The following is a 25,643-nucleotide window of genomic DNA, read 5'->3' as shown; positions in this document are numbered from 1 at the left end:
CGCGCTCACCCCTTGAGGCCACCAGCCAGCAGGCCGCGGACAAAGTAGCGCTGCAGGCCGAAGAACACCGCCAGCGGCACGATCATGGAAACGAACGCGCCGGCGGTCAACCGGTGCCACTCGTCACCGCGGGTGCCCGTCAGTTCGGCCAGCCGCTGGGTGATCGGCGCGACGTCGGCGGTGCCTCCGGAGAACACCAGGGCCACCAGCAGGTCGTTCCAGACCCACAGGAACTGGAAAATGCCGAAGGAGGCGATCGCCGGCACGGACAGCGGCAGGATGATCCGCCAGAAGATTGTCGCGTGCCCGGCGCCGTCCACCCGAGCCGCCTCGATGACCTCCCCGGGGATCTCCGAGATGAAGTTGTGCAGCAGGAAGATGGCCAATGGCAGCGCGAAGATGGTGTGCGCGATCCACAGCTGGGCGTATGTTCCGGCCGGCAGCAGCTGGAACTCGCCGATCTTGAGGTTGATGAACAGCGAGAGCAGCGGGATCAGCGCCATCTGCAGCGGCACGATCTGCAGCGCGAACACCACAATGAACAAGGTGTCCTTGCCGCGGAACCTGCCCCAGGCGAAAACGTAGGCCGCCATCGAGGCGATCACCAGGGGGATCAGGGTTCCCGGGATGACGATCGCCAGCGAGTTGATGAAGTACTGCCCCAGGTTGGACGCGGACCCGCCCTTGGAGGCCAGCACGTCGGTGTAGTTCTCGGTGGTGAACTGCAGGTCGCCCAGGATGTTCCACCAGCCGTTGGCCTGGATGTTGTCTTCCGGGCGCAGCGAGGAAATGAACAGGCCGAAGGTCGGCACGGTCCAGATGACGGCGATGATGATCGCTGCCGCGGTGGCTCCGCGCGAGGTCAGGCGCTGCTTGACCCGCCGGGTGATCGGGATCTGCTGTTCGGTGGTGCTGGCGAGGACGGCGTCGGGAGCGGTGGGGATGGCAGGCGTTGCGCTCATCGGATTTCCCTCTGCTTCTTCAGCTGCCGGGCGTTGTAGACGACGATCGGCAGCACCATCAGGAACAGGATCAAGGCCAGCGCGGCGCCGCGTCCGGGTTCGTTGGCGCGGAACGCCTGGGTGTACATCTCGTTGGCCACCACCGAGGTTTCGAAGTTTCCGGCGGTCATGGTCCGCACGATGTCGAAGACCTTCAGCGTGCCGATCGTGATGGTGGTGACCACCACGATCAGTGCCCCCCGGATGGACGGGATGGTGATGGAACGGAACTGCTGCCAGGCGCTGGCCCCGTCCAGCCGGGCGGCCTCGACGATTTCGGTGGGGATGCCCTTGATCGCCGCGGAGAGGATGACCATGGCGAAGCCGGTCTGGATCCAGACCATGACCGCGATCAGGAAGAACGTGTTCTCCGGCGCGTCCAGCAGGAACTGCTTGGGTTCGCCGCCAAACCACACCAACACCTGGTTCAGCAGGCCAATCTGTTCGCGTTCGCCGCCGCGGTACGTGTACATGAATTTCCAGATCACGCCGGCGCCCACCATGGAGATGGCCATCGGCATGAACACCAGCGCCTTGAGCGCCTTCTCGCCGCGCGCCCGGTCGATGAACACCGCGTAAGCCAGGCCGATGCCGGTCGACAGCAGCGGCACCAGGATCACCCACAGCAGCGTGTTGCGCAGCGTAACCAGCGCTTCGGGCTGGGTGAACATCCACACAAAGTTGTCCAGGCCGTTCGGCGTTCCGGTGCGGTCCGTGAACGCCAGGTACGTGGTCTGGATGGCCGGCCACACCAACCCAATGGTGAGGAGCACGACGGCGGGGGCCAGGAACCCGATGATCGTCGCCTTATCGCGGAACGACTTCGGCGCCCGGTCCACCAACAGCATGATCAGGGCGATGATCGCGGCGAAGACCGCCAATGCGATCGCCACCTGCACGAGCTTCTCGCCAACGTCCTCCATGGCACTTACCTCCTTGGTGCGTGGAAGGGACAGGCCGTGCCCGGCCGCACCGCCTGCATCGGGTCGCAGGCGGTGCGGCCGGGCTGCCGGCGGCTGCCTAGTCCTTGGGCCAGCTGGCCTCGATGGAATCCACGACCTCTTGCGTCGACTTGCCGTTGATCCACTCCACGATGCCGCTCCAGAAGGAGTTGGCGCCGACCGCGCCCGGCATCAGGTCCGATCCGTCGAACCGGAAGGTGGTGTCCTCCGACTGCAGCAGTTCGATGGACTGGCGGTCCAGGTCGCTGGCGGCCAGCGCCGGGTCGAGGCCCTTGTTGGCGCTGATCGCGGCGCCCTGCTTCACGCGGTTGTTGGCGAACTCGGCCGAGGCCATGAACTGCAGGTAGGCCGAGACCTCATCGCTTTCGGTGTAGGCTGCCACGAACTCGCCGCCGCCGGTGATGGCGCTGGCGCCGGCCTCCTGGCCGGGAGTGATGAACGCCCAGACGTCGCCGTCCTCGGCCACGTTGGTGCCTTCCGGCCAGTTGGCCGCCTGGAACGTGGCCTGGTGGTGCATGGCGCAGGTGCCGTCGATCACCGGGATGCCGCCGTCGTCCACCGAGGTGGAGATGATCGAGCGGACGTCGCCGATGCCGCCGTTGACGTAGTCCTCGTTCTTCAGGATGTCGCCGACGGCGTCGAAGGCCTCGGCCACCTGCGGATCGTTGAACGGGATCTCGTGGTTGACCCACTGGTCGTAAACATCCGGTCCGGCCTGGCGCAGCAGCGCGTCCTCGATCCAGTCGGTGCCCGGCCAGCCCGTGGCCTCGCCGGACTCGAACCCTGCGCACCACGGCTTCATGGTGCCCTCGTCGGCGATGGTCTGGGTGAGTTCCATCATCTCGTCCCAGGTCTTCGGAACTTCCCAGCCCTTCTCCTTGAACGTGGCCGGAACGTACCAGACGTAGCCCTTCACGCTGGCCAGCATGGGGGCGGCGTAGAAGGTGCCATCCACGGTGCCGTAGGTCTTCCAGTCCTCGGACCAGTTCTCGTCGACCAGGTCGGACACCTCCTGGGGCGCAGGCTTCAGGTAGCCGGCCTGGGCTTGGGCGGCCAGCAGTCCGGGCTGCGGGAAGATCGCCACGTCCGGCGGATTGCCCGCCTGGGCGCGGACACCGATCTGCGTCTCGAACTCGTTTGAACCCTCGTACACCACGTCGATCCCGGTACACTCCTCAAAGTCCACCCAGGAATTCTCCAGCAGATCCTGCTCGGCATCGGTGATGGTCGAGTAGACGCTGACCTCGGCGCCGTCGAAGGTGCCGTAGACCTCATAGGCGGCGCAGTCTGCGGCGGGCGCCGGCGACTCTTCGGATTCTGTTCCTCCCCCGCAGGCGGACAGTGTCAGTGCCATGGCGCCGAGCGCGGCCACCGGCAGGGCGGCCTTTCTGGAGCGTGCATAGTGCATGTTGTGACTCCTTTGTCCGGTGGCCCCGACAGAGCTGAGCTGGTCAGGAAGAACCCACCAAGTACCCATCTGATAACTCGTAACGTAAACGCTTACACAGTGTGTCGCAAGGCACATTTTCGAGGCGGTGGCGTTCGATGCCGAATCGTGATGTGCGCCGCATCCGCGGCCCGCGCTGTCTGTTCGGCCTCAAAGATCATTAGGCTGGAAGTGGTCCTGACCCCCCGAATCGAGGAGAGCCAATGACCGCAGCAAACGCTCCCTGGTGGCGCGACGCCGTCATCTACCAGATCTATCCGCGCTCCTTCGCCGACCACAACGGCGACGGAATGGGCGACCTGGCCGGAATCAGCGCCAAGATCCCTTACCTAAAGAACCTGGGGGTGGACGCCATCTGGCTGTCGCCCTTCTACGTCTCCCCGCAAAACGATGCCGGCTACGACGTGGCGGACTACCGCGACGTCGACCCGCTGTTCGGCAGCCTGGACGACTTTGACTCGTTGCTGGCACGCGCCCACGAGCTGGGCCTGCGGGTGATTGTCGATCTGGTGCCGAACCACACGTCCGACCGGCACGAATGGTTCGTGGACGCGCTGGCCTCCGAGGCCGGATCGCCCGAACGTGCCCGCTACATTTTCCGGGACGGCAAGGGCCCGGACGGTGACGAGCCGCCCAACAACTGGCAGTCGGTGTTCGGCGGCGATGCCTGGACCCGGATCACCGAACCCGACGGCACGCCCGGGCAGTGGTACCTGCACCTGTTCGACTCCTCGCAGCCGGACCTGAACTGGGAGAACCCCGAAGTCCGGGCCGAAATGGTCTCCGTCCTGCGGTTCTGGCTGGACCGCGGCGTGGACGGCTTCCGGATTGACGTGGCCCATGGCCTGGTCAAGGCCGAGGGCCTGCCGGATTGGGCGGCCAAGACCTCGATGGTGGCCGGCAGCGAGCGGCTCCCGGGCGACGACGCACTGCCCGACGGTGACGAAACGGCGGTCGGCCGGCCCGCGGGCGCCTCGCCCACCCCCGATGCCCGTGCGTCCGAGGAACAGGTGCTGGAACCCGCCGCGGCGGATGCCCGCGAAGCGGCGGCACAGCAGGCAGTTGCCCGGGAGGAGGAGCGCCTGCATCCGGAGACCCCGCCCTACTTCGACCAGGACGGCGTGCACGAGATCTACCGGGAATGGCACAAGGTCCTGGCCGAGTACGACGGCGACCGCATGCTGGTCGCCGAGGCCTGGGTCGAGCCCGCCGAGCGGCTTTTTGCCTACGTCCGGCCCGACGAGATGCAGCAGGCCTTCAACTTCGACTTCCTGCTCGCCGGCTGGGATGCCCGACGGATGGCCCGCAGCATCGACGATTCGCTCGCCGCTGCATCATCGGTGGGTGCGCCAAGCACCTGGGTGCTGTCCAATCACGACACCGTCCGCCACAGCTCCCGGTACGGGTTGGCGGATCCCACCACCTACCCCAAGGGCATTGGCCCCGGCGACGAACAGCCCGATGAGGAACTCGGCCACGCGCGCGGCCGTGCCGCGGCGCTGGTGATGCTGGCGCTGCCCGGCTCCGCCTACATCTACCAGGGCGATGAGCTGGGCCTTCCGGAGCACACCGCCCTGCCCGCCGAAGTGCGCCAGGACCCCGCGTTCTTCCGCACCGGCGGCGAAGAGCGTGGCCGGGACGGCTGCCGGGTGCCGATCCCCTGGCGCGCGGAGGCGCACGGCTACGGCTGGGGCTCCACCCAGCATGAACCGTGGTTGCCGCAGCCCGAGAGCTTTGCGCGCTATGCGGTGGATCGGCAGGTGGGAGTAGCCGCCTCCACCTACGAGCTGTATCGGGCGGCGCTGCGCCTGCGGGCGGAACAGAAGCTGGGCCACGGCAGCCTGGAATGGGCCGCAGAGCATAATCCGGGATCTGGGATCCTGAGCTACCGCAACGGGACCCTGCAGGTCCTGGCCAACATGGGCAGTTCCGCCATCCGGCTGCCCGACGGCGCCTCCCTGGTGCTGGAGTCGCAGGAGGGAGCAGTCTCGGACGGGATGCTGCAGCCCAACGGGGCCGTCTGGCTTACCCCTGCCGCCGACGGGCAGTCCGGCTAGCGGACGCGGTCGGCGCGGACCAGCCGCGAGCGCGCGCCGGCCACCAGGTGGATGACCACCGGGAAGCTGAACCCGACGGTCAGGTCCAGCGCCTCCACGAGGTCGGAGACTTCGTCCGCCACGGCCTGCGGGGACACCCCGAGGCGCGGAGCCACCCGGACGCGCAGGCCGCCGCCGCCCTCGTAGTCGAAAGCGGTGACCGTTGCCTGCAGGATGCTGTCGCGTTCCCGCAGCGCATCGCGCAGCGCCTGCTCGGCCACGGCGGCACTGAGCCAGACGGCGCCGGGGTCGCCCGCGCCGTCGTAATCCGCGGCGATGGTACCGGTGCGGCCCTTGCCCTGCTGAGCGGCCCACGCGATCATCAGCAGCACCATCAGGAGCAGCACCAGCGCCACCACAATCCACAGCCAGCTGTCCCGCTGGCCGGGAAGGGTGGTGGCGTCCAAAACCGTCCCCAGGTTGGCGCCGGCTTGCTCCGTGGCGGCCTGCCACCGGCCGGCGAGCGCGGGAACCAGCGCCAGCGCCAGCGCGGTGCCGCCGGCCAGCATGAGCAGCAGCCCCAAAAGGGTGATCAGGATGCGGTTTAATGTCCGGGGTGTCTGGTTCACTGTCCCACCACCCCCGAACTGGAAACGAACACGCGCACCTGCGGAATCGGGCTGATGCGCGCCCTACGGACCTCGTCTTCCACCGCGGTTTGGACGGCGTCGGAATCCACCGGCTGGCCGGAGGTTGGCCGGAGCCGGACATCCACCAGCCCGCGCGAGACGACCACCAGCACCTGCTCACGCGTCACCTGCGCCTCGATACGCGCGCGTCGCGCCAACGAGGCGGCGATGACCTCATCGTCCACCACCACGACGCCGCGGCGGCCGGGAATGCGGTGCCGGTGCAGGTGTCCGGGGAGCACGCCCTGCAGGAAGAAGAGCAGACCGAGGAACAGGATCAGCGCTCCGGAGGCACCCAGGACGGTCGGCGCGACGTTTCCCGGCAGTTGGTGGATCCAGCCCGCCATCTCTTCCGGTGTGGCCAGCCACGGGCGCTGCCCGATCGCCTTCAGCGCCGCTTCTAGCAGCAGGTAGAGGCAGGCCAGCCCGACGAGGACGGCGGCGATCACCGCGGCGATGGCGCGGGAACTGCGCAGTTCCCGGCTCGCCAGGCGCTCGTCGCCCGGGCGCAAGTCAGCCGGCCCCCCGCCGGTCTTGACGTCGGTGCTCACCGGACCCGGCCTCCTTCCTGCACGCGGATGCCGGTGACCCTGATGTCCACCCGGCTCAACCTCGAACCGCTGATCCAGGAGATCCTCTCCAGGATGGCTCCCTTGGCGGCGTGCGCCCGGTCCCAGACCGATCCGCCAAAGCCGTCCACCAGGTGCGGGTCCCGCACTACCCGGTTCAGCGAGGGAATGCCGACGGGAAGGGCCAGGTACAACGCGAGGGAACCGGCATCGTCCCGCCACGTCGCACGGACGAGGGAAGGTGAAATGCCCAGCACCTCCGCCGCAACCCCCTGCGCAGTGCTGGTCAACGCCTGCGTGCTGACCCGGGTATGTCCGGCATAGTGTTGCCCGGGCGGCGCGGCGGGGAGCGACGCCGGGGGCGGTCCGTCCGGCCGCCCGGCCGGCGGCCGTCCTTCCGGGCGGGGAGGCAATTCGTCCGCGTCCACAACGGGTTCCGTCATGAAGACGAGCGGCGTCCGGTCAGCGCATCCCGGATGCTGCGCCAGTCAAGCTTGCCCTCCGCGGCGCGGCCCAGCAACGCCCCCACCATCAGGAAGACCGCCATCAGCAGGAAGCCCCAGAAGTTAAACACCAGCGCGGCCCACGCCAGCACCGCACCGACGCCCATGCCGACTACCGTGTAGCTCATCCCTGTTCCTCTCGCCGTCCCGAACATCCGGTTACTGGGCCGCCTGCCGCACCGGCTTCTCCGCCGGAGCCTTGGCGTCCAGACCGGGCACGTGGACGTCGTTGATCTCCACGTTCACCTCGATCACGTCCAGCCCCACCAATTGCTCGACGGCGGTGTACACCGCCGCGCGCACGGCGCCCGCCAACTCCTGCAGCGGCTTGCCGTATACGGCCACGAGGCTGATGTCCACGGCAACTTGCGTCTGGCCGACCTCCACGTGTACGCCCTGGCCGGCGTCGCTGCCGCCCACGACATCCCGCAGCGCACTCAGCGCCCTTGCCGTGCCGCTGCCCAGCGCGTAGACCCCCGGGACGGAGCGTGCGGCGACGGCCGCGACCTTTGCCACGGCGGCTTCGGAGATGGTGGTGCGTCCGGGGGCGTCCGGGATGCCAAGGCCTGCAGGCTGATGCGGGTCAACCGCTGCCGGGGCCGGCGCCGGCGCGCCCGGGACGCCGACAGGGGCGGTCACCGGGTGTGCCCCGGGCGAATCGCCCGCGGACGGGGCAGCCGGCCGATCCTCGTTGTGCATCTGTTCTCCCCTGACGCTGTGATGACTCTCAGGGCAAGCCTAACGCCTCATTCCCCGCAGTGTTCGGACAGCCAGTCCTTCACCGGTTGCAGGGCCCGGGCAAACCCGGCAGCGTCGAAGCGGCCGGTTGCGGACGCGTGATCCAGTTGGTCCTCCACCCTGTCCAGGTGGTCCCCCAGCCGCGGCGGAACGTCGCGGCTGAATTCGTCCAGCTCATCCTGCAGCGCCTCCAGGTCGGAGTCCTCCACGCCGGTCATGAAGCCGAGCGGGACCAGCAGCAGGGAGGCGACGTTTGCGGCCACGGCGGCGCAGGCGTGGTCCCGGCTCTTATAGCTGCCCCAGTCAGCGGCGCCTCCTCCGGCTCCCCCGCTCCCGTCGACGGGACCAGCCGAGTCCGACGTCGGCGCCTGGCCGGGCGGCGACGTGGCCGGTCCGTCGGTGGCGGGGACAGATGCGGGGGGTGTTTCCGCGGGCGCCGTCGCTTCGGTGTCGTCCAAAGCGACGGGGGCGGGCGCCGTCGTCGCCGATTCCGGCGTTGGGCCCGCGTCGCTGCAGGACGTTAGCAGGACGGCGGTTGCCATGCCGACGGCCGTCGCCTTCAAAAGGGCCTGCACGATGCTCCTCGCTCCAATCGTCCCCCTGGTCCGGTGCCTCATCAGGTGCAGGCGGCACGGGAAATCCCTTCCATGGTAGGCCAGTGAGCCTGAGTGGAAACTGGGAGCCGGGAGCGGCTGCCGCGGGACGTGGACCGGCTTGTCGGTGGTCGACTCGATGAGTTCGGCGACCAGTTCGGCGGTAGCGTCCAGCTGGCCGGCGGATCGGGCAGCCCGTGTCAGCTACAGGGCCAGCTTCCGCCCCGGGGTGGGGATGCGGAGCCGGTCCTCGAGGCCGGCGGCGGAGAACCGGGCGCGGAGTTCTTCGTGACCTTCGCTGAAGTGCTTCCAGCCCTCGGCGTGGACCGGCACGACGGTGGCCGCGTCCAGTGTGCGCGCCGCCTCGACCGCGGCGTCGGCGGTGAGGGTGAGCGGGGCGTTGTCGAAGGCTCCCACGCGGGCGGCTCCGGCGAAGAGCACCGCCGTGGCGATCGGCGCGAAACGTGCCGCGACGGCGTCGACCACGTCCAGCGAGGCATTGTCGCCGCTGATGTAAACAGTCGGGAGGTCGAACCCTGTCAGGACGAATCCGGTCACGGTGCCGGTCACCGGTTCGCATCCTTCGGGTCCGTGCCGGGCCGGGACGGCGGTGACCGTGACTGTGGTCCGGTCGGCGGCTTCGAGGACTGTCCGCTCCCACGGGGCCATCCCGGTAACCGTCGCGAGCCGGTCTGCTGCCTCCAGGGTTCCGAGGACCTTGGCGTCGCCGGATTCCACCAGGCGACGGCCGGACGTATCCAGGTTGTCCGCATGCTGGTCATGCGAGAGGAGGATGGCGTCCACCACCGGCAGGTCTGGGACTTGAACGGCAGGCCCGGAGGTTTTCACCAGCGTTCCGGCTGTTGTCGGGTACTCGCCGGGTTCATCAAAGGTGGGGTCGGTCAGGAACATCCAGCCGCCGAACTCCAGCAAGGCTGTCGGACCGCCAATGTGGGTGATTGCGGTTTCGTTCATGCACCCATGGTGCCCGACGAAGCCGGAGGTGGACAGAGCGGGCGGACACGACGAAGCCCCGCACCCTGAACCAGGACTGCGGGGCTTCGTTTTTGCTGGTGGCTCCGACCGGCGTCGATCCGGTGACCTTTCGATTTTCAGTCGAACGCTCTACCAACTGAGCTACAGAGCCGTGGCAACATCTTGCGATGATCACCGATGGCGTTCCGAAATCGCTCCGGAAACCAAAGCGACCCTGACGGGACTTGAACCCGCGACCTCCGCCGTGACAGGGCGGCGCGCTAACCAACTGCGCTACAGGGCCTTGCATTTTTTACGAGACTCAATCCTACCAGCCTTTCGAAGCGGTTCTGACCACTCCAGCGGGCTGCCATTCATGACGTCTCGCGTACCCCCAACGGGATTCGAACCCGTGCCGCCGCCGTGAAAGGGCGGTGTCCTAGGCCGCTAGACGATGGGGGCCAGGACCACTTGGGATTCATTTCCCCGCTGTGGACCTATAAAACTATAGGGCCTGCTCCGGGAAAAACCAAAACCGGCCGACGAGGCCTGCCGCGGCCTCCACCCGGGCGCTTTCGAGGCCGCAGCCCGCGGGTAAAGTCGGCTGTATGCCGATGGAGATGTCCCTGCCGGAATTCGAGGACGCGGTAAACGACGCGATCGACCAAATCCCGGAAGACATCATGCGCGAGATGACCAACGTGGGCATCTTCGTCGAAGAGGAATACACCCCGCAGCCCTGGGAAGACCCCGAGACGGAACTGCTGGGCGTCTACGAAGGCACGCCGCTCACCGAGAGGGACCACTGGTGGGCTGCCGGGTCCATGCCGGACCGCATCGTCGTCTTCCGCGGCCCCCTCCAGCGGATGTGCTCCTCCCGCGAAGAATTGGTCCACGAGGTCCTGGTGACCGTGATCCACGAGGTCGCCCACCACTTCGGCATCGACGACGCCCGCCTGCACGAACTGGGCTGGGGCTGACCGCCGCCTCACCCGTCTGGGGCGCACTTGGCCGCCGAGCAAAGCAGGCCCGTTGGCCGCGGTACAGCAGGCCCGTTGGCCGCGGTCGGCGCAGCGGGACACGCCGGCGCGGCTCCCGGCCCGACGTTTCAACTGCCCTGAAACACCCTCGTGACACGCCGGTTCCTCGGCAATGCTGTTCAAATGACACTATTGTTGTTTATGTTATCCATGGGACAAATGTTGCAACTGTGACTGATGTTGCATATCCTCAACGTGCTGTGTGAATGCAGTTCGGTCTAGTTGGGGTGCCACCCGTTCGCACATTTGACCGTTCCGGCCCCAAGGCCGGCCGTCCCGAAAGGGCGCGTGCATTTACCGCGCTCCTAGTAAGGACCCGTTCGGATGAGGCTGCTTCCCTCGGGGCGTCCCGCCCCGCATCGATCGACGACGCCGCGGCGCGCCGTCGCGCTCTTCTCGGCTACCGCACTGTTAATCTGCGTTCCGGCCCTGGCGCCGGCCGTCGCCGCACCGGCGGGACAGTTGCCGCACGTGACATCGCAGCGGATCATCCTGCCGGCGGCGCCCACGCTGCCTTCCGGCGAGGAGATCGACGACGCCAAGGGCGATGCAGCGGCAACCCAGGCCCTGGTGGATCGGATCGAGGAGCAGCTCAAGGCGGCTTCGGGAAACCTTGCGAACGCGCAGTTCGATTCAATGCGTTCCCAGAACGCCTACAGCGAGTCGCTGCTGAGGCAGCAGGAGCGGACCACCGAACTCGCTGATGCCAAGGCCAAGGCGTCGCAGGCGGCGCAGTACTTCGATTCAGTCAAGAATCAGGTGGGGCAGCTGGCCGGTGAACTCTACCGGAACGGCGGCGTCAACCCCGGTCTCAGCTCGCTGCTGGACAGCAAGGACGCCGGCGACGTGCTGTACAAGGCCTCCACGCTCAATGCGCTGACGGCCAACCGCTCGCAGACCCTGAGCGAATCCCAGCAGGCCGCCCAGCTGTGGGCAGCCTGGGAGCTCTATGTCACCCAGGCCGAAGAGGCCGCCCGGGACGCGGCAGTAGCCGCGGAGGCGGCGGAGTCGGATGCGAAGGCCGCCAGCGCCGCGCAGGAGCAGCTCGTGGTCCGTTACGAGGAACAGCGGCAGGCGCTGCTGGAACATCTGGCCGAACTGCGCGGAACCAGCACCGGTGAAGAGGACGCACGCATCACCGCGCTGGAGCGCGCCGAGCAGGATCGACAGCTCCAGGCCCTGGTCGAGCAGTCGGCACAGGAGGCCGCCGCCGCCCCGCGGCCCGCCGGCGGCAGTTCCAACCCGCAGGGCTCCACCGTTGCAGCGGCCTCTGAAGACATTACGCCGGCCCGGCCCGCAGCGCCGCCGGCAACCTCCCGCCCGGCATCCCCGTCGACCCCGCCGGCAACCTCCCGGCCGGCAACCCCGTCAACCCCGCCACCGGCGTCACGGCCCTCGACGCCTGCGCCGTCCCGGCCCTCGACGCCTGCCCCGGCCCCGCCTCCGCCGCCGGCCCCTCAACCGGCCCCGAAGCCCAAGCCGGATTCGGCACCGCCGGCACCGGCACCGGCCCCCGGCAGCAACGCGGGCATCGCCAACGCTGCCATCAACTTCGCGATGGCCAAGCAGGCGAACAACAAGAGCTTCTACGATTGGGGCGGCAGCGGGCCGTGGGGCTACGACTGCTCGGGACTGACGCAGGCGGCGTTTGGCAGCGCCGGTCGCTACCTGCCCCGCGTGGCGCAGGACCAGCTCGACTCCGCACCGCACAAGGTGCCGCTCGCCCAACTTCAGCCCGGCGACCTGGTCTTCTGGGGCGAGCCGAATGCCATCTGGCACGTGGCGATCTACATCGGCAACTGGCAGGTAGTCCACGCACTGAACCCGGACGTCGGCTTGACCGTCACGAATATCAGCCACATGTACGGCAAGCTGCACACGGTCGGCGCCCGCTGGGCCGTCTAGCCTGCACTGCTTAAAAGGGGCGGGCCCGGAACCTTTGAGGTTCCGGGCCCGCCCTTCTGCTACCTGCGGTTATTCGGCGTCGGGCAGGGGGCCGAAGTTGCGGCGGTCGTCCAGGCGAGGGTCATGCTTGTCCGGCACCACCATGACGGGGCCCTTGGCATGGTGCAGCACGCCCTGGCTGGTGGAGCCGAGCAGCATGCCGGCGAAGCCGCCGCGGCCGCGGGTACCAACCACCAGCAGTTCGGCGGTGCGTGACGCCTCGATCAACAGTTCTACCGGGGAGCCGTCCTGCACTTCACCGGTGACGCGCAGATCGGGGAAGTGGCTCTTGAGCCACGCCACGCCGGCGTCGAGCTGCTCACGGATATCCGCATAGAGCGCCTCACGGTCTAGCGGTGCCGGCACCCACGCCAGCGAGCCGGTGAACGGCGGCATGGCGCAGATGACCTTCAGCGGATAGCCGAGCCGCTCGGCCTGCTCCGCGGCGACCAGGGTGGCGTTGCGGGCCTGCTCTGAACCATCAACCCCGACCACGACGACCTTCTGGACGTCCTCGGGGCGGATCGCCTGGTCCTTGGACCGGGGAAGCTCGATGTCCAGGTCGCCGAGGCGCGGCGCGCAGGCCAGCGGAATCGTCACCGTCGGACAGGAAGCGTGGGCCGGGACGGCGCTGCTCACGGAGCCCAGCAACCGGCCCATGAAACCACCGCGGCCGCGCGTACCGACCACGACCAGCTCGGCCTGTTCCGAGAGCTCCAGCAGCACCCCGGCGGCGTCGCCGGTTTCCACCCGCGCATCGATGTCCAGGCCGTAACCGGTAACTTTGGACACCGCCTGCTCGAGCACGGCTTCGGCGCCTTCGCGGATCACCGAATCGTCCAGCGTGGCATAGCCGGCGTCCATGCTGGAGGCAGCGAAGACCGGAACGGTGTAGGCGGTCACGACGTGCAGCGGGGTCCTGCGCCGTTGCGCCTCCTCCGCAGCCCAAACCAACGCGCAGATGCTCTGATCGGAGCCGTCAACTCCGACGACAATGCCGCGGGGTGCCGCGCCCTGTCCGGCGTCTGAACCTGTGGCTTCTGTCATTCGTTCCGCCTCCCTCACCGTCGCACGGGCATCCTCGCCCGCTACCCTCAGCTTACTCTGCAACAAAGCGCTTCTCAGTGGCCGAAAAGTTATGTAGGCTTCGATGAAAATTGTGTTAAATAACAGTTTCACAATGCGTGTGCGGGCGGTCCGTTCGCCGCCCGAAGTTCTCGCTACCGTACAAGGAGTCCGTGCAGTGAGTGGCGTTTCCGTACCAGAAGTGCCTACCGAATACACCACCACGGTGGTCATCGGTTCCGGGCTGCCCGGACTGGCCGTGGCGAGCGAGCTCAGCCGCCAGGGCGTGTCGTCAATCGTCGTTGAGGGGTTGCTCCCCCAGCCGGCCGACCAGGGACGCAGGTCCCCGCTGGCGGACTCGACGCACCGGAGCGAGCGCAACGACCTGCTGCGGTTGCTGCAGGCGTACGCCGCCAGCCATGCGCTGGACATCCGCCACAGCACCCATGTCTGCGGCGTCACCAAGACGTCGGAAAAACCAGCGTCGGCGCCACCGGCGGACCCGTCCAGGCCGCCGGCTGCCTCTGTGGCCCACGCGCCCGCGATGAGCAGGGACAAGAACCAGAAGTGGGTCATCCGCACCGAGAACGGCTTGCTGGTCGCCGATTCCGTCGTGCTGACGGGCTGCGCGCAGAACCAGATGCGCCGGCTGCTCCGGAGCCTGGGCATCGCGGCCGGCGAAAACCTCGCCTCCGTCCTGAAAGCGATCGGCCTCTACCTGGTCGGAGTGGCGGATCTGCTGGCGCCGAGCACACGGGACATCATCCGGCAGGCGAAGGTGGCCGGCAGCGCCATCGCTTCCACCTCCCGGCCGGCCGTCGCCTGACGCCGGGCGGGCGGGAAAACAGCGGCACCGTACGCTCGCCGCTAGACGCGGGGCGGGCGGGAAAACTGCGGCACCGTACGCTAGTCGCCTGACGCCGGGCAGGCGGGAAACAGCGGCACCGTACGCCGCCGCGTGCCGCAGGGGCTAGAATTTTGGGGAAATCCCTGACCATACCACTTACCTGTGGAGGACATCCCCCATGCCCCAAAAGGGAGCAGTAGCCGCCAAGACTTCGGTGCTCGACCGCTATTTCGAGATCACCAAGCGCGGCTCCAACTATTCGCGCGAAATCCGCGGCGGCCTGGCCACGTTCTTCGCGATGAGCTACATCGTGGTGCTGAACCCGCTGGTCCTGGGCGGCGCCGATTCAACCGGCGCCATGCTCGGCGCCGAACGCGTCGCGGCGGTCACGGCCCTCGTGGCCGGAGTGCTGACGATCGTGATGGGGGCGTGGGCCAAGTACCCGTTCGCCCTCGCCACGGGCCTGGGCGTCAACGCCTTCATCGCCATCACCGTTGCGACCAACCCGGGCCTGACCTGGCCAGACGTGATGGGCCTGGTGATCCTCTCCGGCATCACCATGCTGATCCTGGTCCTGACCGGTTTCCGGACCGCGGTGTTCAATGCCGTGCCGCAAAGCCTCAAGACCGCCATCGTAGTGGGAATCGGCATGTTCATTGCCCTGATCGGCCTGGTCAATGCCGGCTTCATCCGCCGCATTCCGGACGCGGCGGGCACCACCGTTCCGGTGGGGCTCGGGTTCGACGGAGTGCTGCTGGGCTGGCCGATCCTCGTCTTCGTCGTCGGCCTCATCCTGACGATCGCCCTGGTGGTCAAGAAGGTCAAGGGCGGCATCCTGATCGGCGTCATCGCCGCCACCGTGCTCGCGGTGGTCATCGAAGCGGTGGCCGACGTCGGCCCGTCGATGGGTCCCGACGGCCCCAATCCGCTGGGATGGTCCCTGGTGGTGCCTGAGCTGCCGAGCGGCAGTTGGGTGGGGCTGCCCGACCTCAGCCTGATCGGCCAGGCCAGCCTCTTCGGTGCATTCGGGACGCTGGGCGTCACCGCCGCTTCCCTGCTGGCGTTTGCGATCCTGCTGAGCATCTTCTTCGACGCCATGGGCACCATGGTCGGCCTGGCCAACGAGGCCGGGCTGACGGACAAAGAGGGCAACATCCCGAACGTCGACCGCGTCCTGATGGTCGACGCCGTGGGCGCCATCGCCGGCGGCGCGGGATCCGTCTCGTCCAACCAGATCTACGTCGAGTCCGGCGCCGGGATCGGCGAGGGCGCGCGCACCGGCCTGGCCAACGTTGTCACCGGCCTGCTGTTCCTGATCGCCATGTTCTTCACGCCGCTGATTTCGCTGGTTCCGTTCGAGGCAGTGGCGCCGGCGCTCGTCGTCGTCGGTTTCATGATGGTGTCGCAGGTGGGCAAGATCGACTGGTCCGACTGGGGCGTGGCCATCCCCGCCTTCCTGACCTTCACGCTCATGCCCTTCACGTATTCCATCGCCAACGGCCTGGGGGCGGGCTTTATCGCCTACGTGCTGGTGCGCACGTTCCAGGGCCGGGCCAAGGACATCCACCCGCTGATGTGGGCGGTGGCCGCGGCCTTCGTGCTCTTCTTCGGCATGGGCCCGGTTGAGCAGCTCATTGGCTTCCGCTGACCCCAGGTCCGCCGAGGCGAAAGGGACCGGTACCGCCCGCAACGGGTGGTACCGGTCCCTTCGGTTTTACTCGCTTGGCTTGCGCCGTTGCGCCTAGGCCTGGGCCCGCACTTCGGCTTCCGTGCGTGCCAGGTCGGCCCGGTCCAGGTCCCGCAGGGAGGCGCCCTTCGTTTCGCGGGTGAAGATCACCGCCACGACGGTGATGGCCGACGCGACCACCAGGTACAGGGCAACCGGCAGCCAGTGCCCGAAGTCCTTCAGCAGCGTGGAAGCGATGATGGGGGCGAGCGAACCGGCGAAGATCGAGGTCACCTGGTAGCCCAGCGAGACACCGGAGTAGCGCATCCGGGTCGGGAACATCTCGGCCATGATGGCCGGCTGCCCCGCATACATCAGCCCGTGCACGGCAAGGCCCAGGAAGATCGCGCCCAGGATGATGATCGGGTTCTGCGTGTCGAACATCGGGAAGGCGACGAAGGCCCAGACCCCGGACAGCACGGCGCCGGCCATGTAGACCGGGCGGCGGCCGATGTTGTCCGACAGGCGCCCGTAGAACGGGATCACGACGAAGTGGAAGGCGTGCGCCAGGATCAGCAGGCCCAGCACCGTGGTGACGTCGAAGTCGTGAACGGTCTTCAGGTACGTGATGGAGAAGGCCACCACGATGTAGTAGATGATGTTCTCCGCTACGCGCAGCCCCATGGCAGTGAACACGCCGCGCGGGTACTTCTTCATCACTTCCACGACGCCGTAGGACGTGGACTTCACCTTGGCGGACTCGGCCTGGGCCTCCAGGAAGATCGGCGCCTCGGTGACCTTGGTGCGGATGTAGTAGCCGACGAGCACGATGACCGCAGAGAGCCAGAAGGCGACGCGCCAGCCCCAGGCCTGGAACTCGGCCTCGGAGAGGATGCCGGACATCACCCACAGCACTACCGTGGCCAGCATGTTGCCCATCGGCACGCCCGCCTGCGGCCAGGACGCCCAGAAGCCGCGCTTGGCTGCCGGGCTGTGCTCGGCCACCAGGAGGACCGCGCCGCCCCATTCGCCGCCGATGGCAAAGCCCTGGACGAACCGCAGCACCACCAGCAGGCCCGGCGCCCAATACCCGATCTGGTCGAACCCTGGCAGGCAGCCCATCAGGAACGTGGCAGCACCGATCAGGATGATGCTCACCTGCAGCAACTTCTTCCGGCCCAGCTTGTCACCGAAGTGGCCGAACACGATCCCGCCCAGCGGCCGGGCAATGAAGCCGACGGCGAACGTGACGAAGGCGGCGATGATCGCGTCCAGTTCGGTGCCCGCATTCGGGAAGAACAGGGCGCCGAACACCAGCGTGGCCGCCGTGGCATAGAGGAAGAACTCGTACCATTCCACGACCGTGCCGGCCATGGAAGCGGTGACGACCTTGCGCAGGACCGACGGCGGCGACTCGTGCGTCGCGCCGGATCCGGGTCCGGTGGGGGTAGCGTGGGCGCTCATCATTCTCCTTGCATGGCGTGCGGTTAATGCGGCGTTGGCCGCCGGGACTCCCCCCGCACGCTGTGAGTGTGGTCACAATCAGACGTAGCCGAGTATTCCCCGGTCCTGCATGTGCATCAATGACAAACTTTGCAGGCATGGTCTGCAAAGATGCAGATATGCCTCCCGCGCCTCAGTCCGCCAAGCCGGACGACCTGATCATCCTCCTCGCCGTCGCCCGCACCGGCCGGTATACCGTGGCGGCCGAGAACCTGGGCCTGAACCACACCACCGTCTCGCGCCGCATCGCCGCCGTCGAAAAGGCCCTGGGCGGCCGCGTGTTCTCCGGGGCACCGGGCGGCTGGGAGTTGACCGACCTGGGCCGCAAGGCGGCAGCGGTCGCCGAGCGGATCGAAGAATCGCTCACGGAGCTTGGCCGCACACCGGATCAGGCGGACCGACTGGCCGGTGTGGTGCGGATGTCGGCCACCGACGGTTTCAGCGCGTTCGTCGCCGCCCCGGCGATCGCCCGCCTGCAGCAGCGCCATCCCAGGCTCAGCGTGGAGATCGTTACCGCCGCCCGCCGGGCCACGCAACACCGGCCGGGCCTGGACTTCGAAGTGGTCGTCGGGCGGCCGCAGGTGATCCGCGCGCGATCCATCCGGCTGGGCAACTATGTCCTGGGTCTCTACGGCTCCCGTGATTATCTGGCCGAACACGGAGTACCGGACAGCGTGCGCGCGGCCATGAACCACCCGTTGGTCTATTTCGTCGACTCCATGCTGCAGGTTGACGACCTCGACGCCCCGCGCCGTTTGCTGCCGGCGATGTCCACGGCCCTAGGTTCCACCAACGTGTTCGTCCACGTCGAGGCAACCCGTGCCGGTGCCGGCCTCGGCCTGCTGCCGTGCTTCATGGCCAACCGCCATCCGGACCTGGTCCGGATCCTGCCGGGGGAACTGGAGGAGCGGCTCGGCTACTGGCTGGTGGCGCGGCCGGAGTCACTGCGGCAACCGGCTGTGGCGGCGGTCGTCGATGCGCTCAGGCGCGAGACCCGCAGCAGGGAAGCCGAGCTGATGGGGAAGGGAACCGGCATCCGGTGAAAGGATTAATGACCGAGATGCCGGGCACTGGACCTAACTTGGGGGGATTAGGTTCTCAGCACCCGGCATCCGGCGCCGGATCAAATCCGGCTGAGCAGACATAGCGCTCCAGCCACCATCCATAGTGTCGAAGCCGTTCTTTCCATGCCTGCCTCCGGAGAGCCAGCCGCAAGCGGCTCGCTCCCGGGCCTGGTACGGCCGCTGCACGGCCGTTCTTGTCCATCTTACAAACAAATTCCGGCCGAAGTCATAACGTTCCGGGAAAGGTCCTAATTGGCCGGCCGGTCTTGCCGGATCGCCGATCCTCTGCAAAACTTCTCCACTCTCGGCCCGTCCCACAGCTGTGCCGGCATGGCACCGTGCAGCAACTCCCGGACGAGTCCGGGACCGGTTTCCAGCGGCTGGTCGCTGGCAGCGATGACCACGTTTCCGTGCCGGCGGCCCTTGAGCATCGGCGGGTCGGCGATGATCACCCGGTGCTCGAAAACCTCGCCGATGGTCGCCGCCTCCTCGCGAGCACCGATCAGCCGTGGCGTGTCGCCGCAGTTCACCAGGTAGACCCCGCCGGGTGAGAGGACTCGCCGCACCGCCCGGGTGAATTCCAGCGTGGTCAGTCCGTACGGGGTCTCGCTGCCGGAGAAGACGTCGCGGACCACCAGGTCCCGGCTGTCCTCGCTCAGTGATTCGGTGACCTCCCTTGCTTCACCCACCCGGATGCGCACCAACGGCGCACGCGGGATGTCGAACCACTGGCGCACGAGGTCGGCCAGCTTCGCGTCGATCTCGACCACTACCTGGCGCGCCTCCGGGTACGCGGCCGCCAGGTAGCGGGCCATCGAGCACGCCCCGCCGCCCAAATGCAGGGCCCGAAGCTTGGCCCCGGGTCCCCAGCGGGATGCGATCAGCGCCGCCATCCAGCGCATGTATTCGAAGTCCAGCCGCAGCGGATCGCCGACCACCACGTGGGAGGACTGGACGCCGTTGATCTTGAGCAGCCAGCTGTCCGCCGAGTCGGGCTCGCGGACCAGCTCGGCTGTCCCGGAGGAAATCTCATAGCGTCCCTCGGCCGGCCCGCCGGACGCCTCCGGCTCCCGTGCCGCCTCGGCACGGGTGCTTCGCCGCGCCATCGGCTACTTGACCAGCGCCAGCGCGAAGCCGTCCCAGCCCTTGCCGCCCACGGTCTGGATCGCCGTGGCGTCCAGGCGCGGGTCGGAGCCCAGCAGCGCCAGCGCATCCCGGGTGCCGCGGATGTCGCGGTCCTCCGCGCCGGCGTCGCCGCCGTCGGTCAGCACCTTGCCCGACCGGACGACGTTGTCCACCACGATAAGGCTGCCGGGACGAGTCAGCCGCAGGGCCCACTCCACGTAGTTCCGGTTGTTTTCCTTGTCCGCGTCGATAAACACGAGGTCGAACGGCCCGACGCCCGCTTCGGCCAGCCGCGGCAGGGTATCCAGTGCCGCGCCCACCCGGATGCTGACCTTGTCCGCGACGCCGGCTGCCTCCAGGTTCCGCTGCGCCACCTCGGCGTGCCGCGGTTCGTACTCGCAGCTGACCACTTCGCCGTCGTCCGGCAGTCCGCGGGCCAACCAGATGGTGCTGTACCCGCCCAGCGTGCCGATCTCCAGCACCTTGCGCGCACCGCGCAGCCGGGCCAGCAGCATCAGCAGCTTGCCTTGGGTTGCGCTCACCTCGATTGCCGGCAGGCCTTCTTGCGCGGCACCCTCCCTGGCTGCGACCTGGGACTGGCCCTCCCCCACCAAGGTGACGGTCAGGTAATCTTCGACGGCGGTCCACGCCGCTTCCGGATCGACGTCCGGCAGGCCCGGCTGGACGGTCACTGCTGCTCCTGCTCGGCGATGGCAGCCTCCAGGCGGTCCACCTTGCCGCTGAGCTCGCCGTAGTATCCCGGACGAATGTCCGCCTTGAGCACCAGGGACACGCGCGATCCGTGACGGCCTACGGCCTCGGTGGCGCGCTTGATCACGTCCATTACCTCGTCCCACTCGCCCTCGATGGTGGTGAACATCGCGTCCGTGTGGTTCGGCAGCCCGGATTCGCGGACGATCCGGACGGCCTCGGCAACCGCGTCATGGACCGAGGCATCGTGGGGTGCGGGACCGGCGACGGGTACCCCGGAGGGTGCAACAGAGAAGGCTACAAGCATGGCTTCAGTCTTCCACAGCACCCGTGCCGGCGCACAGGTTCGGTGTCACCTGCCGCAACCACGGGGCCTTCTGCAGCACCGGACGTGACGGACTTTACATGCATTTGCATAAAAATTGCCGGGTTTCGGAGCTAGGCTGGACATGCGGGTTTCGCACCCGCACCGTTCCGCCGGTCCGTTCCACCGGTCGCCCGCGGAATGCCACCATCCGCGCCGAGCCACAGGAGACCCCATGAAAGCCTGGCAATTTACCAACACCCACGAGCCGCTTGAACTGAATGAGGTCGAGGAGCCGACCGCCGCACCCGGCGGCGTCGTCATCGACATCAAGTCGGCCGGGTTGTGCCACTCGGATGTAGGCATGCTTGAGGACGAGGGCTGGCTCTCGACGCTGGCCAAGCGCCCCATCACCCTCGGCCATGAGGTGGCCGGGGTCATCACCGAGGTCGGGGAAGGCGTCACCGACTGGAAGGTCGGCGACCGCGTGGGCTGCTGCCCCACGACTCCGGCCGGCGCTCCCGGCTACGCCTTCGACGGCGGCTTCTCCTTTAAGACTGCCATCGACCAGCAGGCTCTGGTCCGCATTCCGGACAACGTCAGCTTCGCCCAGGGTGCGGCCGGCACCGATGCCGGCATGACCAGCCACCACGCCGTCATCGCCAACGGCCAGGTCAAGGCCGGCGACAAGGTCGGCATCATCGGCTTCGGCGGCCTGGGCTCCATTGGCGCCCGCGTGGCCGTGCTGGCCGGCGCGGAGGTCTACGTCGCCGAGGTCAACGAGAAGATCTGGGACCAGGCCAAGGAGATCGGCGCCAAGGACGTGGCGAAGTCCATCGCCGAGTTCAAGGAGATCGGCCTGGACGTCGTCGTCGATTTTGCCGGCTTCGGCACAACCACCGCCGAGGCCATCGAGACGGTCCGCCGCGGCGGCCGCGTGGTCCAGGTTGGCATGGGCCGGCTGGAGTCGACCATCAGCACCAAGGCCCTGATTCTCTCCGAGGTCACCCTGGTCGGCTCGCAGGGCGGCACCCGCGACGACGTGCAGGGCGTCTACGATTACTTCGCCACCGGCAAGCTCACTCCGACCATCACCGAGATCACCTTCGAGGACATCCCCGAGGGCCTGGAGAAGCTGAAGAGGGGCGAAGTCGTCGGCCGGCTGGTCGCCAAGATCGCTGACTGACCCCTCACCGGATGATTGACGACGGCGGTGCGAACCGCCGTCGTCAACCTGCCTTAAGCCGCACCGCGGTGGTGCGCCGCCCGCAAGCACAACATCGGGCGCCGTTACCCAGCCGGCCGCCGTCCCCCAGCTTGCGGTTACCCCCAGCCGGCCAAACGGAGCAGTGCGGCCGCGGCGGCACCGGCGATGACCACCACCAGGAACGGGGCGCGCAGCAGCAGCGCGACCGCGGCGGCCAGCAGCGCCCCGACCCGGGCGTCGAACGCCAGGTGCTGGCCGGTGGAGAAGGCGTTGACGACGGTCAGCGACGCGAGCAGGCCGATGGTCATGGTGGCGGCGACCCGGGACATGCGCTGGTTCTTCATCCACCTGGCGGGCACCAGATAGCCGGCCAGCTTGGTGAGGTAGGAGATGGCGCAGGCGGCCACTATCCAGATCCACAGGCTCATGGCGCCTCCCGTCCGTCCCCGCTGCCGGCCGGATCGTCGCGGCCCGCCGCCCGGCGCTCGGACGCGGCGAGCGTGTGGGACCCGTCGTGCTCGGAATACGGCTCGTCATAGGGCTCGATGTCCGGCGCCATCCCGGCGGGAATGGGTTGGTGGGTGAACCAGCCGATGGCGGCCGCGACAGCCGCCGCCACCAGGATGGGCACTCCGCTGGGCACGAACGGCACGGCCAGCAGCGTGGCCAGGGCGCAGGCAACCGCAATGGCGGCCGGTTCCTTGCCTTTCAGCCTCGGCCACAGCAGCGCCAGGAACGCGGCGACGGCGGCCCCGTCCAGCCCCCACTGCCTCGGATCGCCCAACGCGTTGCCGGCCAACGCCCCCACCAGCGTGAATAGATTCCAGAGCAGGAATATACCCACGCCGGCAGTCCAAAATCCACGCCGCTGCTCGCCGGGGTTGTCCTGGCCGGACGCCGTCGCGGTGGATTCGTCAATGGTCACGTGGGCGGCCAGCGGCCGCCACCAGCGGGACGGGGAGACGAGCGCATTCATCTGCATGCCATAGATGCCGTTGCGGATACCCAACAGGGCGGAAGCGGTCATCGCGGCCAGGCCGGTGCCGCCGCCGCCGATCACCCCGATGAACGCGAACTGGGAGCCGCCGCTGAACAGCAGCAGGCTCAGCGCCATGGTCTGCCAGAGGTCGAGCCCCGATGCCACCGACAATGCGCCGAACGACACCCCGTACAGCCCGGTGGCGATGGAGATGGACAGCCCCACTTTCACGGCCGGGGACTGGAGAAACTTCACCCGTCTACAGTAGCCGGGAAGGCAGCCGCCCCGCCGCCGCCCCAACCGTGGATATCGCTGTGGAAACTGTGGAAACGGTCCTGGGAAACGGCTGCGGGAAGCGGCTGCGGCTACACCGCTTCCTGAGCGTGGCCGTTGATCGCGTCCGCCGCACGGATCAGCGCCAGGTGCGAGAACGCCTGCGGGAAGTTGCCGGCCATGCGTTTGTTCGCGGTGTCGTACTCCTCGGCCATCAGCCCCAGGTCGTTCGCGTAACCGACCAGCCGGTCCATCAGGTCGCGGGCGTCGCCGATGCGCCCGGAGCGGGCATACTGTTCCACCAGCCAGAAGCAACAGGCCAGGAACGGGTGCTCGCCCGGAGCCAGACCGTCCACCCCCGACTCGGTCCGGTAGCGCAGGATCAGTCCGTCCGCATCCACGAGTTCCCGCTCCAGGCGGGCGACGGTACCCAGCATCAGGTCGTCGTCGTACTTCACGAAGCCCACCTGCGGCAGCACCAGCAGCGATGCGTCCACCTCGGTAGTGTCGTAGCTCTGGGTGAAGGAGTTGATCTCCCGATTGAAGCCGTGCTCCATGATCTCTTCGCGCAGCTTGTCCCGCAGCTGCGCCCAGTGCTCGGCTTCGCCGTCCAAGCCGTGCTCCTGCACCGCCCGCACGCCGCGGTCGAACGCCGCCCACATCATCACCCGCGAGTGGGTGAAGTACTTCCGTTCGCCCCGCATCTCCCAGATGCCCTGGTCCTTCTGGTCGAAGTGCTTCTCGATGTAGTGCAGCATGGCCTTCTGCAGCGGCCAGGAGAAGTGGTCCTCGGTGCCGCCCATGTTGCGCAGCTTCTCCAGCGCGACCATGACCTCGCCGATCACGTCCGCCTGGTACTGGCCCACCGCGCCGTTTCCCACCCGCACCGGCGCCGACCCTTCATACCCGGGAAGGTGCGGGATGATCCGTTCCTCCAGGTCGCGTTCGCCGGCCACCCCGTACATGATCTGCAGGTCTTCCGGGTCTCCGGCCACCGCGCGCAGCAGCCAGTTGCGCCACTGCAGCGCCTCGTCTTCGTAGCCGTGGGTCATCATCGATTCGAGCGTCAGCGCGGCATCGCGGAGCCAGACGTAGCGGTAGTCCCAGTTCCGTTCCCCGCCGAAGGACTCCGGCAGCGAGGTAGTCGGCGCGGCGACGATCCCGCCGGTGGTCTCGTGCGTCATGGCGCGCAGCACCAGCAGGGAACGCTTGACGATGCCGTGGTAATCCCCCTGGGGAGGGAACCGTGAGCACCAGGTCTGCCAGTAGTGCACCGTTTCCGTCAGCGCGGTGTCGACGTCGATCGCCGGCGGCACCGTCCGGTGGGACGGGAACCAGCACAATTCGAAATCAACCGTCTCGCCGGCCTTAACCGTGAATTCGCCTTCGTGCCGGCGGTTCGCGGCGCGCGGCAGGCGCTCACCGTGCAGCACCAGCGCGTCCGGGCCGGCGATGGCGACGATCGATTCCCGGCCGGTGGCTTCGTCGTGCACGCGGTTCACCCACGGCACCACGTCCCCGTAGTGGAACCGCATGATCAGTTCCTGCCGGATGGTCATGTCGCCGGAAAGGCCCTCGACGCGGCGGACAAGTGACGCCCGGCGGTCGCCCACCGGCATGAACTCCGTCACCAGTGCCTCGCCTGTTTCGCTCTTCCAGCGGGTCTGCAGCACAAACGTCGACGGAACATAAGAGCGTTCAACGACGACGGCGGACGGCGCCTCCGTTGCTTCTGCCGCCCCTGCTGCCTCTACTGCCGGCGGGGTGCCGGTGCGGACCCCTGCAGTCTCGGTTCCGGCCGGCGCCGGCTCAAGGTCGCCGCGGGGCAGGGTGTCCGTAAGGGTGGAGCGCGCGGACGTCGACTCGGCGGACGTCGGACCGCCGCTGGAAGGCACGCGTACGCCGGTGGCAGCCACGGATACGCCCGCCTCGGTTGCACCGGTGGCGGCCGGGGATGCGCCGGCTTCGGCGGTGCCGGCCGCGTCGCCAAACTGTCCGGCTTCCCCGGCCCCCGGCTGCACTCCGGCAGTCTTTTTCGCCTCGTCCGTCGCAGACCGCCCGGGGTTCTCCGGGGCCGCCGAGACTGCTTCATCTTGTTCGCGCGTCGAGACCGGCGGCTGGCTGCGCTGGACTTCCAACGGGTCGTTGCTCAGGCCGCCGTGCACACCCGTCCCCATCGCTTCCCCGCTCTGCGGATGCGCACCGTCCGGCGCCAGCAGCCAGCGGCCGTGTCCGGGGTGCCCGAGAAGCGCGCTGAAGACGCTGGGCGAGTCGAAGCGGGGAAGGCAGAGCCAGTCCATGCTCCCGGACCGGGACACCAGCGCCCCCGTATGCAGATCCGATATGAGTGCGTAGTCCTCAATTGGAGATGCCATCTCTCCACTCAATCACAACGGACCCGG

General features: G+C 68.0%; 25 protein-coding genes and 3 tRNA genes. 7 read left to right on the top strand and 21 right to left on the bottom strand.

The genetic code is table 11. The features are described 5' to 3' along the window. Positions 1-5: 5 nt before the first annotated feature. From AC5RTY_RS16090 to AC5RTY_RS16080, 3 genes are all read right to left on the bottom strand, one after another. Positions 6-962: a carbohydrate ABC transporter permease gene (locus tag AC5RTY_RS16090; RefSeq protein WP_493977240.1), complete on the bottom strand. Its 957-nt coding sequence runs from the start codon at positions 960-962 to the stop codon at positions 6-8. Continuing rightward, entirely contained in the window at positions 959-1,924 is a 966-nt protein-coding gene (locus tag AC5RTY_RS16085; RefSeq protein WP_494001997.1) for a carbohydrate ABC transporter permease, read from the bottom strand. Before AC5RTY_RS16085 ends, AC5RTY_RS16090 begins: the two co-directional genes overlap by 4 nt. A gap of 97 nt (positions 1,925-2,021) precedes the next feature. Beyond that, a complete protein-coding gene (locus tag AC5RTY_RS16080) occupies positions 2,022-3,371 on the bottom strand; it encodes an ABC transporter substrate-binding protein (protein WP_494139908.1) in 1,350 nt (449 codons plus the stop codon). 242 nt (positions 3,372-3,613) lie between these two features. On the opposite strand from AC5RTY_RS16080, the gene AC5RTY_RS16075 reads away from it, so the two are divergent. Beyond that, positions 3,614-5,467: a glycoside hydrolase family 13 protein gene (locus AC5RTY_RS16075; protein ID WP_494139907.1), complete on the top strand. Its 1,854-nt coding sequence runs from the start codon at positions 3,614-3,616 to the stop codon at positions 5,465-5,467. Here the strand turns inward: AC5RTY_RS16075 and AC5RTY_RS16070 are convergent. From AC5RTY_RS16070 to AC5RTY_RS16025, 10 genes are all read right to left on the bottom strand, one after another. Continuing rightward, a complete protein-coding gene (locus AC5RTY_RS16070) occupies positions 5,464-6,075 on the bottom strand; it encodes a hypothetical protein (RefSeq protein ID WP_494139906.1) in 612 nt (203 codons plus the stop codon). The two genes, AC5RTY_RS16075 and AC5RTY_RS16070, sit on opposite strands and share 4 nt — an antisense overlap. Next, positions 6,072-6,686: a hypothetical protein gene (locus AC5RTY_RS16065; RefSeq protein WP_494074404.1), complete on the bottom strand. Its 615-nt coding sequence runs from the start codon at positions 6,684-6,686 to the stop codon at positions 6,072-6,074. Before AC5RTY_RS16065 ends, AC5RTY_RS16070 begins: the two co-directional genes overlap by 4 nt. Continuing rightward, the gene (locus tag AC5RTY_RS16060; RefSeq protein WP_494139905.1) at positions 6,683-7,147 is read right to left on the bottom strand and encodes a hypothetical protein; all 465 of its coding nucleotides are present in this window, start codon (positions 7,145-7,147) and stop codon (positions 6,683-6,685) included. Before AC5RTY_RS16060 ends, AC5RTY_RS16065 begins: the two co-directional genes overlap by 4 nt. Further along, complete coding sequence (locus tag AC5RTY_RS16055; RefSeq protein ID WP_494001991.1) at positions 7,144-7,335, bottom strand: hypothetical protein; 192 nt, start codon at positions 7,333-7,335, stop codon at positions 7,144-7,146. Before AC5RTY_RS16055 ends, AC5RTY_RS16060 begins: the two co-directional genes overlap by 4 nt. Positions 7,336-7,366: 31 nt before the next feature. After that, entirely contained in the window at positions 7,367-7,906 is a 540-nt protein-coding gene (locus tag AC5RTY_RS16050; protein ID WP_494139904.1) for an Asp23/Gls24 family envelope stress response protein, read from the bottom strand. 47 nt (positions 7,907-7,953) lie between these two features. Next, entirely contained in the window at positions 7,954-8,520 is a 567-nt protein-coding gene (locus AC5RTY_RS16045) for a hypothetical protein (protein ID WP_494139903.1), read from the bottom strand. Between the two features lie 222 nt (positions 8,521-8,742). Then, a complete protein-coding gene (locus AC5RTY_RS16040) occupies positions 8,743-9,513 on the bottom strand; it encodes an MBL fold metallo-hydrolase (RefSeq protein ID WP_494139902.1) in 771 nt (256 codons plus the stop codon). Between the two features lie 96 nt (positions 9,514-9,609). Further along, positions 9,610-9,685: transfer RNA gene (locus AC5RTY_RS16035), tRNA-Phe, on the bottom strand. A gap of 58 nt (positions 9,686-9,743) precedes the next feature. Next, a tRNA-Asp gene (locus tag AC5RTY_RS16030) sits at positions 9,744-9,817 on the bottom strand. Positions 9,818-9,902: 85 nt separating this feature from the next. Beyond that, positions 9,903-9,975: transfer RNA gene (locus tag AC5RTY_RS16025), tRNA-Glu, on the bottom strand. A gap of 146 nt (positions 9,976-10,121) precedes the next feature. On the opposite strand from AC5RTY_RS16025, the gene AC5RTY_RS16020 reads away from it, so the two are divergent. Together AC5RTY_RS16020 and AC5RTY_RS16015 are read left to right on the top strand one after the other, a co-directional pair. Then, the gene (locus AC5RTY_RS16020) at positions 10,122-10,493 is read left to right on the top strand and encodes a metallopeptidase family protein (RefSeq protein ID WP_494001987.1); all 372 of its coding nucleotides are present in this window, start codon (positions 10,122-10,124) and stop codon (positions 10,491-10,493) included. Between the two features lie 384 nt (positions 10,494-10,877). Next, positions 10,878-12,458, top strand: a complete 1,581-nt coding sequence (locus AC5RTY_RS16015) for a C40 family peptidase (RefSeq protein ID WP_494139901.1) — start codon at positions 10,878-10,880, stop codon at positions 12,456-12,458. A 69-nt stretch (positions 12,459-12,527) separates the two neighbouring features. On the opposite strand, the gene AC5RTY_RS16010 is transcribed toward AC5RTY_RS16015, so the two are convergent. Continuing rightward, positions 12,528-13,544: a universal stress protein gene (locus tag AC5RTY_RS16010; RefSeq protein ID WP_494001985.1), complete on the bottom strand. Its 1,017-nt coding sequence runs from the start codon at positions 13,542-13,544 to the stop codon at positions 12,528-12,530. A 196-nt stretch (positions 13,545-13,740) separates the two neighbouring features. Here AC5RTY_RS16010 and AC5RTY_RS16005 point away from each other — a divergent pair, with 196 nt between their 5' ends. Beyond that, the gene (locus AC5RTY_RS16005) at positions 13,741-14,388 is read left to right on the top strand and encodes an FAD-binding protein (protein WP_494139900.1); all 648 of its coding nucleotides are present in this window, start codon (positions 13,741-13,743) and stop codon (positions 14,386-14,388) included. 199 nt (positions 14,389-14,587) lie between these two features. Beyond that, positions 14,588-16,057: an NCS2 family permease gene (locus AC5RTY_RS16000; protein ID WP_494001983.1), complete on the top strand. Its 1,470-nt coding sequence runs from the start codon at positions 14,588-14,590 to the stop codon at positions 16,055-16,057. Positions 16,058-16,150: 93 nt separating this feature from the next. Here the strand turns inward: AC5RTY_RS16000 and AC5RTY_RS15995 are convergent, their stop codons facing one another. Beyond that, on the bottom strand, positions 16,151-17,539 hold the full coding sequence (locus tag AC5RTY_RS15995; RefSeq protein ID WP_494139899.1) for an MFS transporter: 1,389 nt from the start codon (positions 17,537-17,539) through the stop codon (positions 16,151-16,153). A gap of 158 nt (positions 17,540-17,697) precedes the next feature. Between AC5RTY_RS15995 and AC5RTY_RS15990 the strand changes: the two genes are divergently transcribed. Next, positions 17,698-18,621 (top strand): LysR family transcriptional regulator, encoded by a 924-nt coding sequence (locus AC5RTY_RS15990; RefSeq protein WP_494139898.1) that lies wholly within the window; start codon positions 17,698-17,700, stop codon positions 18,619-18,621. A gap of 269 nt (positions 18,622-18,890) precedes the next feature. On the opposite strand, the gene AC5RTY_RS15985 is transcribed toward AC5RTY_RS15990, so the two are convergent. The 3 genes from AC5RTY_RS15985 to AC5RTY_RS15975 are packed head-to-tail and all read right to left on the bottom strand — an operon-like array spanning position 18,891 to position 20,785. Next, positions 18,891-19,748: a spermidine synthase gene (locus tag AC5RTY_RS15985; RefSeq protein WP_494013340.1), complete on the bottom strand. Its 858-nt coding sequence runs from the start codon at positions 19,746-19,748 to the stop codon at positions 18,891-18,893. Positions 19,749-19,751: 3 nt separating this feature from the next. After that, entirely contained in the window at positions 19,752-20,459 is a 708-nt protein-coding gene (locus AC5RTY_RS15980) for an O-methyltransferase (protein ID WP_494013341.1), read from the bottom strand. Beyond that, entirely contained in the window at positions 20,456-20,785 is a 330-nt protein-coding gene (locus AC5RTY_RS15975) for a thiamine-binding protein (protein ID WP_494013342.1), read from the bottom strand. Before AC5RTY_RS15975 ends, AC5RTY_RS15980 begins: the two co-directional genes overlap by 4 nt. A gap of 232 nt (positions 20,786-21,017) precedes the next feature. On the opposite strand from AC5RTY_RS15975, the gene AC5RTY_RS15970 reads away from it, so the two are divergent. Then, positions 21,018-21,968 (top strand): zinc-binding dehydrogenase, encoded by a 951-nt coding sequence (locus AC5RTY_RS15970; protein ID WP_494013343.1) that lies wholly within the window; start codon positions 21,018-21,020, stop codon positions 21,966-21,968. Positions 21,969-22,105: 137 nt separating this feature from the next. Here AC5RTY_RS15970 and AC5RTY_RS15965 read toward each other — a convergent pair whose 3' ends face one another. From AC5RTY_RS15965 to AC5RTY_RS15955, 3 genes are all read right to left on the bottom strand, one after another. Next, positions 22,106-22,417 carry an AzlD domain-containing protein gene (locus tag AC5RTY_RS15965; RefSeq protein ID WP_494013344.1) on the bottom strand — a complete coding sequence of 104 codons (312 nt, stop codon included), beginning with the start codon at positions 22,415-22,417 and terminating at the stop codon, positions 22,106-22,108. Then, positions 22,414-23,223 carry an AzlC family ABC transporter permease gene (locus AC5RTY_RS15960; protein ID WP_494013345.1) on the bottom strand — a complete coding sequence of 270 codons (810 nt, stop codon included), beginning with the start codon at positions 23,221-23,223 and terminating at the stop codon, positions 22,414-22,416. The genes AC5RTY_RS15965 and AC5RTY_RS15960 overlap by 4 nt, the downstream gene beginning before the upstream one ends. A 110-nt stretch (positions 23,224-23,333) precedes the next feature. Continuing rightward, positions 23,334-25,616, bottom strand: coding sequence for a glycoside hydrolase family 15 protein (locus AC5RTY_RS15955; RefSeq protein WP_494013346.1), 2,283 nt, complete (start codon positions 25,614-25,616; stop codon positions 23,334-23,336). Positions 25,617-25,643 lie beyond the last annotated feature (27 nt).

It is taken from the genome of Arthrobacter sp. Y3224055 (genome assembly GCF_059090825.1).
This window is presented reverse-complemented; position numbering and strand designations above follow the sequence as displayed.